This is a genomic window from Streptomyces sp. NBC_01508 (assembly GCF_045040315.1).
Taxonomy (GTDB): Bacteria; Actinomycetota; Actinomycetes; order Streptomycetales; family Streptomycetaceae; genus Streptomyces.
Genome location: NZ_CP109419.1, coordinates 6,615,895 through 6,629,329 on the forward strand (window position 1 = coordinate 6,615,895; position 13,435 = coordinate 6,629,329).

Below are 13,435 nucleotides of genomic sequence, written 5' to 3' on the forward strand. Positions count from 1 at the left end.
GGTCAGGATTGTCAGTGGGGCGTGGCAGGATCGGGTACGTGGCTGAGACAGCATCGAAGAAGACCGCAGACAACCGTCCTCGCCTGCTCCTCATGGACGGGCACTCCATGGCGTACCGGGCGTTCTTCGCGCTGCCCGCGGAGAATTTCACCACCAGCTCCGGCCAGCCGACCAACGCCGTCTACGGCTTCGCGTCGATGCTGGCCAACACCCTGCGTGACGAGGCGCCCACGCACTTCGCGGTGGCCTTCGACGTCTCGCGCAAGACATGGCGCTCCGAGGAGTTCCCCGAGTACAAGGCGAACCGCTCCAAGACGCCCGACGAGTTCAAGGGCCAGGTCGAGCTGATCGGCGAGCTGCTGGACGCGATGCACGCGCACCGGTTCGCGATCGACGGCTTCGAGGCGGACGACGTCATCGCCACCCTCGCCACCCAGGCCGAGGAAGCCGGCTTCGAAGTCCTCATCGTCACCGGCGACCGGGACTCCTTCCAGCTCATCACCGAGCACACCACGGTGCTGTATCCCACCAAGGGCGTCTCCGAGCTGACCCGATTCACCCCGGCCAAGGTCCAGGAGAAGTACGGACTGACCCCCGCGCAGTATCCGGACTTCGCCGCCCTGCGCGGCGACCCGTCGGACAATCTCCCCAGCATTCCCAAGGTCGGCGAGAAGACGGCCGCGAAGTGGATCAATCAGTTCGGTTCCCTCGCCGACCTGGTGGAGCGCGCCGACGAGGTCAAGGGCAAGGTCGGCGAGTCATTGCGCGAGCACCTGCCCTCGGTCAAGCTCAACCGCCATCTCACCGAGCTGGTGCGTGACGTCGAGTTGACGAAGACCCCGCAGGACCTGGAGCGCGCTCCGTACGACCGGACGGCCGTCACCGGTGTCCTCGAAGTACTGGAGATCCGCAATCCGAGCCTGCGCGAGCGCCTGCTCGCCGTCGACCCGGGCGCCGTCGAGGACGAGGCCCCGGCCCCCGAGGCGGGCATCGAGCTCGACGGCAAGGTTCTCGCCTCCGGCGAACTGGCGCCCTGGCTGGCCGAGCACGGCGACGAGCCGCTGGGCGTCGCCCTGGTCGACACCTGGGCGCTCGGCACGGGCGGCATCGGCGAGGTCGCGCTGGCCGCCGCCGACGGCGCCGCCGCCTGGTTCGACACCACCCAGCTGGACGAGGCCGACGAGAAGGCCTTCGGCAGCTGGCTCGCGGCGGCGGACCGCCCCAAGGTGCTGCACAACGCGAAGAGCGCCATGCGGGTCGCCCCCGAGCACGGCTGGCAGGTCGGCGGGGTGACCATGGACACCGCGCTCGCCGCGTATCTGGTCAAGCCCGGCCGCCGCTCCTTCGCGCTCGACGCCCTCGCCGTCGAATACCTCGGGCGTGAACTGGCCCCGGCCGCCGCGGCCGACGGACAGCTCGCCTTCGGCAGCGACGACCAGGCGGAGGCGGACGCGCTGATGACGCAGGCGCGCGCCGTTCTCGATCTCGGCGAGGCGTTCACCGGACGGCTGGAGGAGGTCGGTGCCACCGGACTGCTCCAGGACGTCGAGCTGCCCACCTCCGCGCTGCTCGCCAAGCTGGAGCGCAACGGCATCTGGGCCGACCGGCCCCATCTGGTCGCGTTGGAGGAGCAGTTCGCCGCCGCCGTCCAGCAGGCGGTGACGGAGGCGCACACCGCGGTCGGACACGAGTTCAACCTCGGCTCGCCCAAGCAGCTCCAGGAAGTCCTCTTCGGTGAGCTGGGTCTGCCCAAGACCAAGAAGACCAAGACCGGTTACACGACGGACGCCGACGCGTTGGCCTGGCTCGCCGCGCAGACCGACCACGAACTGCCGGTCGTGATGCTGCGCCACCGTGAGCAGGCCAGGCTCCGCGTCACCGTCGAGGGCCTGATCAAGATGATCGCGGCCGACGGCCGTATCCACACCACCTTCAGCCAGACGGTGGCGGCGACCGGCCGCCTCTCGTCCACCGACCCCAATCTGCAGAACGTGCCGGTGCGCACCGACGAGGGCCGCGCGATCCGCCGCGGTTTCGTCGTCGGCGAGGGCTACGAGTCGCTGATGACCGCCGACTACAGCCAGATCGAGCTGCGGGTCATGGCACATCTGTCCGAGGACGCGGGCCTGATCGAGGCGTTCACCTCCGGCGAGGATCTGCACACCACCGTCGCCTCCCAGGTGTTCGGCGTGGAGCGCGCCGCCGTCACCCCCGACATGCGCCGCAAGATCAAGGCGATGTCGTACGGACTGGCGTACGGCCTCTCGGCGTTCGGGCTGTCCCAGCAGCTGAACATCGAGGCGGCCGAGGCGCGCGGCCTGATGGACACGTTCTTCGAGCGCTTCGGCGGCGTACGGGACTATCTCCAGCGAGCGGTGGAGGAGGCCAGGGCCACCGGCTACACGGAGACGATGCTCGGCCGCCGCCGCTACCTCCCGGACCTCAACAGCGACAACCGCCAGCGCCGCGAGATGGCCGAGCGGATGGCGCTCAACGCCCCGATCCAGGGCACGGCCGCCGATATCGTCAAGGTCGCGATGCTCCGTGTCGACAAGGCGCTGACCGAGGCGGGGCTGACCTCGCGCATGCTCCTGCAGGTCCACGACGAAATCGTGCTGGAGATCGCCCCCGGCGAGCGGGACCGGGTGGAGGAGTTGGTCATCCGCGAGATGGCCGCGGCGACCGAACTGCGGGCGCCGCTGGACATTTCGGTGGGCGTGGGCCCGGACTGGGACTCGGCGGCCCACTGAACTGACGTGGGACGGGCCGCGCGCCGTGTCCTCAGTCGCCGGACGGGCTTGTGGCCCGTTCGGCGACCGAGGACGAACCGACCGCCGGGGGCGGCGCCGTGCGGGCACCACGCAGCCGCATCCCCGCGCCGTACAGGACGAGACCCGCGGCCAGCCCCGCCCCGGCGCCGAAGCAGAGGGTCGGGATGACGTCCAGGGGCGTGGTCACGTGTCCGCCGTGGTGGGCGTACCAACGGGTGACCCGGTGTGCCATGCCGAGCAGCGTGCATCCCGCGAGCAGGGCATGGGCGAGTACGCGCTCGCGCCGTACGAGCACGGGCACCGAGGCCGGCGCGGGAATCCGGGGCAGCCGGCGCACCGCGGAGACCGTGAACCAGCAGAGCGCCACCAGCGCCACGGCCGAACTGCCGTACTGCGTGTACGTGTACAGGGGAAAGCCCGCGATGTCGTCCCGCAGCGAGGGCACCAGCCGGGTACCCCACTGGTCGAAGTGGGTGAACGCGTCCCACACCACATGGGTGGACGCGCCGAGCACCGCCGAGACGTAGAACCGCGCGGCGAGCGCCGCCCGCCGTCCGCCGCGCCGGCCGGGTCCGCGTACGAAGGCGTGCGCCCGCCCCTGCCAGGCGGCGGGCAGCAGCGCCAGCAGCGGCTCACGCAGCATCAGCCAGAGGCCCACCAGGGCCGCGGCGATGACGACATCGACGGTGAACAGGCCCAGCGGGCCGTGCGTCACGTCGCCGAACTCCATCGCGGCGGGCACGGCGGTCGCGGCGAAGTACGTCATGTCGGGCGCCATGGAGCCGGCCACGAGCGCGGAGGCGAGCAGCGGCCCACGCGATGTGCCGTCCCTCCTGATGCCCGGCAGCACCGCCGCGGCATGGCTCAGCGTGAATGGCATGGCAGTCCCCCTGGGGCGTGTCGTCGTGCGATCAGGCAGCGAAGCAGACAGAGATGAGACGGAGAAACCGACAGAGAAACAGACAGAGAAACAGACAGATGACGAGACAGAGACGAGGCAGAGAGCCGGCGGGGAACACGCCCACCTGGCATGGAGTCAGCAGCCAGTATGAAGGACGTCCGATCTCGGCCATCGGTTCGGCCTTGGGGAGGCGGGGAGATGGCGAAACGGTGAAAAGCGGTCACCGACCCGTGTGCGTACACAGCGAGTTGCCGTAGGGTCGCCTGAGTCCTCGCGCTGGGGGAGCGCGAACAGCCGTTCACCGGGAGGGACCAGACGTATGGCAGCGCAATTCGGCCGTCGGCTCCGCAGAGGGGCGACCACCACAGCGGTTGCCGCCCTCGCGGTCGCCGCGCTCTCCGCCTCGCAGGCGCCCGCCATCGTTTCCGGCGGTGGTGACGGCGGAAAGCAGGCGTCCGGATCGAGCGTGCCGGACGGCGACTCGGCCTCCGGGGACTCCTCGTACCACACGGACCTCCCGCCCCTGAACACCCCCGACAAGCCGGGCGCTTCGATCGACCTGCCCAGCTCGGGCGAGGCGGAGGCGGGTATACCGGCGTCGGTGCTGGCCGCGTACAAGCAGGCCGAGCAGACCATCAAGGGCACCGATCCCGGCTGCAATGTGCCGTGGCAACTGCTCGCCGCGATCGGCAAGGTCGAGTCGGGCCAGGCACGCGGCGGGCGGGTCGACGACAACGGCACCACGTTCTCGCCGATCCTCGGCCCGGTGCTGAACGGTGTCGGCTTCGCCAACATCTCCGACACCGACAACGGCGCCTACGACGGCGACAAGACGCACGACCGCGCCGTGGGTCCGATGCAGTTCATCCCGTCCACCTGGGCGACCTGGGGTCAGGACGCCAACAGCGACGGCCGCAAGGACCCGAACAACATCTTCGACGCCGCGCTGGCCGCCGGTCGCTATCTTTGCGCCAACAATCGCGACCTGTCGGTGAAGGCCGATCTCGACCGGGCGATCCTCAGTTACAACCGCTCGCAGGAGTACCTGGCGACGGTCCTGTCCTGGCTGGAGTACTACAAGCGGGGCAGCCACGAGGTGCCGGACGGCACGGGCGTGCTGCCCACGGACCCCGGCCCGCTGGACCCGGACGGTCCCGGCGACTCGCCCGGCTCGGACCCTGGTGGCTCACCGGATTCCACGCCGAATCCGGGCCCCTCGGACCCGGGCGGTTCGCCGTCGCCCAAGCCTCCGAAGCCCCCCAAGCCCCCGACGACAACACCGCCCACGACACCGCCCACGACACCTCCCACCACCCCCGCGCCGACCGTCCAGCGGCTGGAGGACGCGGGTACCGGCACGCTCTCCGCCACGGCCGGCGGAGCGTTCGCGGAGCGCGTCACGGTGCGCGGCGAGGACGCCAAGGGCAAGGTCGTCGGCAAGGTGGCCGTGCGGTTCCTGATCGTCGGCGACACGGACGCGAGCTTCGCCGGCGGCGGGAAGAAGGCCGTCGTCACGAGCGGCACCAACGGCACCGCCACGGCGCCCGCGCTCCGGGCGGGTGAGAAGACCGGCGAGTTCACGGTGCGGGCGAGTGTCGTGAGCCGTACGGTTCCGGCCGTCGACTTCACGGCGACGGTCACCGAGCGCACGGCGGACGCGGTCGTCAGGACGGGCGACAAGGAACTGACGGCGGTGCCGGGCACGGAGTTCGCCGACAGCGTGGCGCTCAAGGCCACCAACAAGGGCGCGGCCGCCCCGGGTGTGGCGGTCAAGGCCACGATGATCAAGTCCGCCGGCGACGCGTCGGCGGCGGACAAGGGACCCTACTTCAAGGGCGCGGACGGTCAGCCGCTGCGTGCCCTGACCGGTCTGAAGACCGACGACCAGGGCGTGCTCGTACTCCCGAAGATCTTCGCGGACGACGCGACGGGTACGTTCCTGCTCCAGATCGAGACGGCGGGCGGCGCGAAGGTGACCATCGAACTGAAGGTCGCCGCCCCGGCGTAGCGATCGCCCGGCCTGTCCTGCGTCGCCGGACGCGCCGCCCACGCGGCGCGTCCGGCGGTCGAGCGGCGCCCGCCGCTCACGGCCCGCCGCCTACCGCCGGTCCTTCAGCCGCCGCGTGGCCACCGCCAGCGTCGGGTCCTCCGGCCACGGATGGCGTGGATAGCGCCCGCGCAACTCCGCGCGTACGGCGCGGTAGCCGTCCCGCCAGAAGGACGCCAGGTCCGCCGTGACCGCCGCGGGGCGCCCGGCGGGGGAGAGCAGATGGACCAGCACCGGCACCCCCGCGACCGTCGGCGTCGCCGTGAGGCCGAACAACTCCTGGAGTTTCACCGCCAGTACGGGCTGTTCCCCGCCGTAGTCGACACGTACGCGCGATCCGCTCGGCACCTGGACGCGCTCGGGCGCCAACTCGTCCAGCCGCCCCGCCTGCCCCGACGACCACGGCAGCAGCCTCCGCAGCGCCTGGCCCGTCTCGATCCGCGCCAGATCCGCGCGGCGCCGGGCCTTCGACAACTCGGGCTCCAGCCAGTCGTCCGCGCCGTCGAGCAGCGCGGCGTCCGAGACGTCCGGCCACGGAGCGCCCAACGCCCGGTGCAGAAAGCCCAGTCGCTCCCGCAGGGCCTGCGCGTCACGCGTCCAGCGCAGCAGCGCGCCGGGGCCGCCCTCGCGGCGCAGACCGTCCAGCAGCGCCGCCCGTACCCGTGCCGGGTCGGGCTTGCGCAGCGGACGTGCGGACAGTTCGACCGCGCCGAGCCGCGTCACGTCCCTGGCGACGACGTCACCGTCCTCCCAGCGCACCTCCTCGCCGGAGACGAGCAGATGCGCGGCGGCGGCCCGTGCCGTGTCCTCGTCGATGACGGCGGCCAGCCGCACCCGCGCCGACGCCGCCGTGGCGGGCCGGTCCGCGACGGCGACGGCCAGCCACGGCGCGCCGCGCAACCCGGATCCCTCGGCCGGCTCCGCGCCGGTCCCCGACACCATGAGGAACGCACCGCCCCCGCGCGCCCGTGCCACCCGCTCGGGAAACGCGAAAGCGGCCACGACACCGGCGACGATGTCGTCGCCCAACTCGCCGCGCTCCCCGGGGCCTTCACCACGGCGACGGCCTGATACGCCCCCGCCACCTCCGCTGTCCGTACGGGCTTCCCCGCCCCCGCCCCGGCCCCCGCGCTCGTCGCGGCCGGTGGCACCGACGGCGCCGGCCCCGTCGAGCCCACCGACTCCGCCGCCTTCGCCGGCCTCGCCGCCCCGCTCGTCACGGCGCGTGCCACCGGTCCCGCCGTTCCGTCCGGCATGACCGTCTCTCGCGGCACCGCCGCCCGTGCCGGGGCGTTCGCCTCCGCCGCCTCTGTGCGCGCCGCCGTCCCTACCCCCTGTGCCGACTCCTCGCGTCCCGCCCTTCCCGGCCTGGAAGGCCGGGCTCCCCCCGCTGCCCTCAGCGGCACCGCCCTGCCCGCGGCGGCGCGTCCCGCCGACTGCCCCCTCCAGCTCCCTCGGCAGTGCCGAAGCCAGCCTCCGGGCCTCCTGGCGCCAGCGCGCCGCGTATCCGTCGCCGCCGCGTTTCGCCGTGCGCCACGCCGCCGCCAGGTCGTCCCCGTACGCCCTCGGCGGCTCCTCGCTCAGCAGCGCCACCACCTCGGCGGCCCGGCGTGCGCCGACCTCCCGCGCGCCGTCGAGCAGGGCACGGGCCAGCCGCGGGTGCAGGCCGAGCCGGGCCATCCGGACGCCCCGGCCGGTGACCCGGCCCTCGGCGTCCACCGCGCCGATCGCGGCCAGCACCGCCCGCGCGGCGGCCAACGCCCCCGAAGGGGGAGGGTCGAGCAGCGCGAGGCCCGAGGCGTCCGGGTCGCCCCAGCACGCCGCCTGCAAGGCGAACGCCGCCAGATCGGCGACCTTGATCTCCGGTGCGGGGAACCGCGCGAGCCGCGCGTCCTCGGCCTGGTCCCAGCACCGGTACACCGCGCCCGGCGCCTCGCGCCCCGCCCGTCCCGCGCGCTGCCGTGCCGCCGCCTGCGAGGCGCGGACCGTGGCGAGCGCGCTCAGCCCCCGCGCGTGGTCGGTACGCGGCTCACGCGCCAGCCCCGAGTCCACCACCACCCGCACACCCGGCACGGTCAGGCTCGACTCGGCCACCGAAGTCGCCAGTACGACACGGCGGTTGCCGTCCCCCGACCCCGCGAGCACGGCGTCCTGCACCTCGGCCGTGGCCCGGCCGTGCACCTGGAGCACATCGGCGCCGAGTACGTCCGGGCCGCCCAACTGGCCCGCCACGCGGCCGATCTCGCCGACGCCCGGCAGGAACACCAGCACGTCGCCCGCGCGCTCGGCCAGCGCCCGCCGTACCACGGAGGCCACATGCGTCAGCAGCGCCGGATCGACCCGCATCCCGTGCGGCGGACGCACCGGCCGCGCCGGCGGCGCCCACACGACCTCCAAAGGATGCGTCACTCCGCGCGCCTCTACTACGGGCGCGTCCGAGAGCAGCCGCGCCCACCCCTCGGCGTCGGTCGTCGCGGAGGCGGCCACCAGCCGCAGTTCGGGGCGGAGTGCGGCCCGTACGTCCAGCAGGAAGGCCGCCACCGTGTCCGCGTCCAGATGCCGTTCGTGACACTCGTCGATGATCACCACGTCGACGCCGCCGAGTTCCTGGTCGCGCTGGAGCCGCTGGAGCAGTACGCCGGTGGTCACCACCTCCACCACCGTGTCGCGCCCCACCACGCGCTCCCCGCGCACCGTGAAGCCCACGCTCTCGCCGACCCGCTCGCCCAGCAGCCACGCCATCCGCCGGGCCGCCGCACGCGCGGCGATCCGGCGCGGCTCGGCGACGACCACCCGGCGGACCTGCCGCTTCGGCCCCGCCCCCGCCCCCGCGCCGTCGAGCCGGACGAGCCCGGCCAGCACCAGCGGCACCAGCGTCGTCTTGCCCGTGCCGGGTGGCGCGCACAGCACGGCGCACCCCGGCCCGTCGAGGGCCGCCTCCAGCGCGGGCAGGGCGGTACGGACGGGCAGACTGCCGAGGACGTCGTCGCGGATCACCCCCTCAGTCTCGTACGCAGACGAAGATCGCCGACCCCGGGATCAGATTCCCGCGCAACGGCGACCAGCCGCCCCACACCTGGGTGTTCCAGGCCGGCCACTGCGGCTCCACCAGATCGACCAGCCGGAAACCGCCCGCCACCACGTCCCGTACCCGGTCACCCACCGTCCGGTGGTGTTCCACGTACATCGCGCGTCCGTCCTCGTCCTGCTCCACGTACGGGGTGCGGTCGAAGTACGACGAGGCCGCCGTCAGGCCCTCGGGTCCCGGCTCGTCCGGGAACGCCCAGCGGATCGGGTGCGTGACGGAGAAGACCCAGCGCCCGCCGGGGCGCAGCACCCGCCGTACCTCGCGGAACACCCGTACGGGATCGGCGACGAAGGGGATCGCGCCGTACGCGGAACACGCCAGGTCGAAAGAGCCGTCGCGGAACGGCAGCGCCGCCGCGTCCGCCTCCACAAGAGGTACGCCGTCGCCGATGCGCAGCGCGTGCTGGAGCTGTCGGTGGGAGAGGTCGAGCGCCACCGGGCGCGCGCCCTGGCTCGTCAGCCAGCGCGAACACTGTGCCGCGCCCGCCCCGATCTCCAGGACGTCGAGTCCCTTGAGCGATTCGGGCGGCCCCAGCAGCTCCGCCTCCACCTCGTCCAGGCCCTCCGGCCCCCAGACGAACCGGTCGTCACCGAGGAAGGTGCCGTGCTCGACCTGGTAGTCGTCCGCGTTCCTGTTCCACCAGCCCCGGTTGGCGCGGCTGCTCTCGGTGCCGTCGCTGTCGCGGCGGGTGGCCTCCGGCTCCCACTCCGCGGCCTCCCACTCCTCCTCCGCCACGCGCTGCTCTGCCTGCTGTTCTGCCTGCTCTTGGCTCATCGTGTCCGTCGTCGTAGTGTGCGGAGAGGGCGTACGAACCTGTGCCGCCCTGTAGTCGGCCGGTAGCGGCTTGGGCTACGGTGCGGCCATCGTGGCCTCATGAAACGCTTGTTGTGCCGGGTATGGGGCGTTCCGCCCCGGGTGTGCGCCTTCGCGCATTGACCGTGTCCGGCTGCCCCCGTATGCTAAAGGTTGCGCTGCGGGCTTGCGCGCCTCAGACGTAGCAGGCCGCGCTCGCATCTGTTGTAGGTCCCCTCGGCTGTCGAGGCGCCTTCCCTTCACCGGGATTGGCGCTTCCTTGGCTGTCCGACTTCCGACAGATGGCGATACGGGCTCTCGGCGTGGCAGTACCTACGACTCAATGTCCGTACCGGAGCCTTTACCCACATGACGAGCAGCACCGAGACCACCGCCACCACCCCGCAGGTTGCGGTCAACGACATCGGTAACGAGGAAGCATTCCTCGCCGCGATCGACGAGACGATCAAGTACTTCAACGACGGCGACATCGTCGACGGCGTCATCGTGAAGGTCGACCGGGACGAGGTCCTGCTCGACATCGGTTACAAGACCGAAGGCGTCATCCCCTCCCGCGAGCTTTCGATCAAGCACGACGTCGACCCCAACGAGGTCGTCGCCGTGGGCGATGAGATCGAGGCCCTTGTTCTCCAGAAGGAGGACAAGGAAGGCCGACTCATCCTGTCCAAGAAGCGTGCGCAGTACGAGCGCGCCTGGGGCACGATCGAGAAGATCAAGGAAGAAGACGGCATCGTCACCGGCACCGTCATCGAGGTCGTCAAGGGTGGACTCATCCTTGACATCGGCCTCCGTGGCTTCCTGCCGGCCTCCCTCGTCGAGATGCGCCGCGTCCGCGACCTCCAGCCCTACGTGGGCAAGGAGCTCGAAGCCAAGATCATCGAGCTGGACAAGAACCGCAACAACGTGGTCCTGTCCCGCCGTGCCTGGCTCGAGCAGACTCAGAGCGAGGTTCGCCAGACCTTCCTCACGACCCTGCAGAAGGGCCAGGTCCGCTCCGGCGTCGTTTCCTCGATCGTCAACTTCGGCGCGTTCGTGGACCTCGGCGGTGTCGACGGTCTCGTGCACGTCTCCGAGCTCTCCTGGAAGCACATCGACCACCCCTCCGAGGTTGTCGAGGTCGGCCAGGAAGTCACCGTCGAGGTTCTCGACGTGGACATGGACCGCGAGCGCGTCTCCCTGTCGCTCAAGGCGACGCAGGAAGACCCGTGGCAGCAGTTCGCCCGGACGCACCAGATCGGCCAGGTCGTTCCCGGCAAGGTCACCAAGCTCGTTCCGTTCGGCGCGTTCGTCCGCGTCGACGAGGGAATCGAGGGTCTGGTCCACATCTCCGAGCTGGCCGAGCGCCACGTGGAGATCCCGGAGCAGGTCGTCCAGGTCAACGACGAGATCTTCGTCAAGGTCATCGACATCGACCTGGAGCGCCGTCGTATCAGCCTCTCGCTGAAGCAGGCCAACGAGGCGTTCGGTGGCGACCCGGCTTCGGTCGAGTTCGACCCGACGCTGTACGGCATGGCTGCCTCGTACGACGACCAGGGCAACTACATCTACCCCGAAGGCTTCGACCCCGAGACCAACGACTGGCTTGAGGGCTTCGAGGCTCAGCGCGAGGTGTGGGAGACCCAGTACGCCGAGGCGCAGACCCGCTTCGAGCAGCACCAGGCTCAGGTCATCAAGTCCCGCGAGGCCGACGAGGCCGCGGCTGCCGAGGGCGCTGCCGCCCCGGCGGGCGCTGCTCCCGCCGCCTCCGGTGGCAGCGGTGGCGGTGGCGGCGGCGGTTCGTACTCCTCGGAGTCCCAGGACAACTCCGGCGCCCTGGCGTCGGACGAGGCCCTGGCCGCCCTGCGGGAGAAGCTGGCGGGTGGCCAGAGCTGACGCTCTGACCCGTAGCCGGTAGACAGCTCGGCGTAAGGCCCGTTCCCCTTGGGGAGCGGGCCTTACGCATGTCCGTACTCACGGTCGGGGTGTGCGGTGCGGTGCGCGGCGCCAAGTGCCGTACGGGATCGGCTTCTTGTCTCGCGTACCGGCGGCGCCGGTCCCGCCGAGTCGCGCGGGCGGGGAATGCTCACGCCCCAAGGCGCGTTCTTCCTGACGAACACGAGGAGGACCGGTAATCGTGCTTGATCCGCAGGATTTGTACGAGTGGGAGCCCAAGGGCCTGGCAGTCGTCGACATGGCGCTCGCACAGGAGTCCGCGGGCCTCGTCATGCTCTACCACTTCGAGGGCTACATCGACGCGGGTGAGACCGGCGACCAGATCGTCGAGAACCTGCTGGAGTCGCTGCCGAACCAGGTGGTGGCGCGCTTCGACCACGACAGGCTGGTCGACTACCGGGCCCGCCGCCCGCTGCTGACGTTCCGGCGCGACCGCTGGTCGAGCTACGAGACGCCGACACTTGAGGTGCGGCTCGTCCAGGACGCCACGGGCGCCCCGTTCCTGGTGCTGTCAGGACCCGAGCCCGACGTGGAGTGGGAGCGTTTCGCGGCGGCCGTGGAGCAGGTCGTCGAGCGCCTCGGCGTACGGCTGGCCGTCAACTTCCACGGCATCCCGATGGGCGTCCCGCACACGCGCCCGGTCGGCATCACCCCGCATGGCAACCGCACGGACCTGATGCCGGGCCATCGCAGCCCCTTCGAGGAGGCGCAGGTGCCCGGCAGCGCCGAGGCCCTGGTGGAGTACCGGCTGATGGAGGCCGGGCACGACGTGCTCGGCGTGGCCGCGCACGTCCCGCACTACGTGGCGCGCTCCTCCTACCCGGACGCGGCGCTGACCGCGCTGGAGGCGATCACGGCGGCGACGGGCCTCGTCCTGCCGGGCGTCGCGCACACCCTCCGTACGGAGGCGCAGCGCACCCAGACCGAGATCGAGCGCCAGCTCGGCGAGGGGGACGAAGAGCTGGTGACGATGGTGCAGGGCCTTGAGCATCAGTACGACGCGGTGGCCGGCGCCGAGAGCAGAGGCAATCTGGTCGCCGAGCCGGTGGAGCTGCCGTCGGCGGACGAGATCGGGCGCGAGTTCGAGAAGTTCCTCGCCGAGCGGGAGGGCGACGCGTAGGTCCACTCCGACCGGGCACGGCTTAGGGCCTGCCGGGCGGATCTTCGCGGACCCGCGAAGATCCGCCCGGCAGGCCCTAAGCTGCCAGGCATGCTGAAAGTGGGCCTGACCGGTGGGATCGGTGCCGGAAAGAGTGAAGTCTCCCGACTGCTGGTCGCGTACGGCGCGGTGCTGGTGGACGCGGACAAGATCGCCAGAGAGGTCGTCGAGCCCGGGACTCCCGGGCTCGCGGCCGTTGTCGACGCCTTCGGGCCCGGTGTCCTGAACCCCGACGGGACGCTCGACCGCCCGAAGCTCGGCTCGCTCGTCTTCTCCGACAGCGACAGGCTCGCCACACTGAACGCCATCGTCCATCCGCTGGTCGCCGCGCGTTCGGTGGAGCTGGAGAGTACGGCGGGCGAGGACGCCATCGTCGTCCACGATGTGCCGCTCCTCGTCGAGAACGGGCTGACCGGGCTCTATGCCGTTGTCGTCGTCGTGGACGCGTCGTCCGAGACGCGGCTCGACCGGCTCGTACGGCTGCGGGGCATGGCCGAGTCCGAGGCCAGGTCCCGGATGGCCGCGCAGGCGACCCGCGAGCAGCGCATCGCCGCCGCCGATCTGGTGATCGACAACGACGGACCGCTGGAGAAGCTGGAGCCGCAGGTCCGCGAGGTCTGGGAACGACTGGTCGAGCGGGCCGCCGACCAGCGGTGACGCGCGGCGCCGGCCCGGTTTGTCATACTGCCGACCTGTGCGACGTTGAAAGCGCGATCCGAGGGAA

At 71.6% G+C, this 13,435-nt stretch carries 8 protein-coding genes; 5 read left to right on the top strand and 3 right to left on the bottom strand.

The genetic code is table 11. From position 1 onward, the window contains the following. Nucleotides 1–38 precede the first annotated feature (38 nt). The gene (gene polA / locus OG700_RS30575) at nt 39–2,750 is read left to right on the top strand and encodes a DNA polymerase I (RefSeq protein ID WP_405619189.1); all 2,712 of its coding nucleotides are present in this window, start codon (nt 39–41) and stop codon (nt 2,748–2,750) included. Between the two features lie 31 nt (nt 2,751–2,781). Here polA and OG700_RS30580 read toward each other — a convergent pair whose 3' ends face one another. Next, on the bottom strand, nt 2,782–3,651 hold the full coding sequence (locus OG700_RS30580) for a DUF4184 family protein (protein ID WP_405619191.1): 870 nt from the start codon (nt 3,649–3,651) through the stop codon (nt 2,782–2,784). A gap of 340 nt (nt 3,652–3,991) precedes the next feature. Between OG700_RS30580 and OG700_RS30585 the strand changes: the two genes are divergently transcribed. Further along, nucleotides 3,992–5,680, top strand: coding sequence for a lytic transglycosylase domain-containing protein (locus tag OG700_RS30585; protein ID WP_405619193.1), 1,689 nt, complete (start codon nt 3,992–3,994; stop codon nt 5,678–5,680). Nucleotides 5,681–5,770: 90 nt separating this feature from the next. Here OG700_RS30585 and OG700_RS30590 read toward each other — a convergent pair whose 3' ends face one another. Beyond that, entirely contained in the window at nt 5,771–8,716 is a 2,946-nt protein-coding gene (locus OG700_RS30590) for an ATP-dependent RNA helicase (RefSeq protein WP_405619195.1), read from the bottom strand. Nucleotides 8,717–8,720: 4 nt separating this feature from the next. Next, nucleotides 8,721–9,581 carry a class I SAM-dependent methyltransferase gene (locus tag OG700_RS30595; protein WP_405619197.1) on the bottom strand — a complete coding sequence of 287 codons (861 nt, stop codon included), beginning with the start codon at nt 9,579–9,581 and terminating at the stop codon, nt 8,721–8,723. 387 nt (nt 9,582–9,968) lie between these two features. Here OG700_RS30595 and rpsA point away from each other — a divergent pair, with 387 nt between their 5' ends. The 3 genes from rpsA to coaE all read left to right on the top strand — a co-directional run bounded on the left by rpsA (nt 9,969) and on the right by coaE (nt 13,368). Then, nucleotides 9,969–11,492, top strand: a complete 1,524-nt coding sequence (gene rpsA, locus OG700_RS30600; RefSeq protein WP_023542473.1) for a 30S ribosomal protein S1 — start codon at nt 9,969–9,971, stop codon at nt 11,490–11,492. Between the two features lie 241 nt (nt 11,493–11,733). Next, a complete protein-coding gene (locus tag OG700_RS30605) occupies nt 11,734–12,672 on the top strand; it encodes a PAC2 family protein (protein ID WP_405619199.1) in 939 nt (312 codons plus the stop codon). A 90-nt stretch (nt 12,673–12,762) separates the two neighbouring features. After that, on the top strand, nt 12,763–13,368 hold the full coding sequence (gene coaE / locus OG700_RS30610; protein WP_405619201.1) for a dephospho-CoA kinase: 606 nt from the start codon (nt 12,763–12,765) through the stop codon (nt 13,366–13,368). The last annotated feature ends 67 nt before the right edge of the window (nt 13,369–13,435 follow it).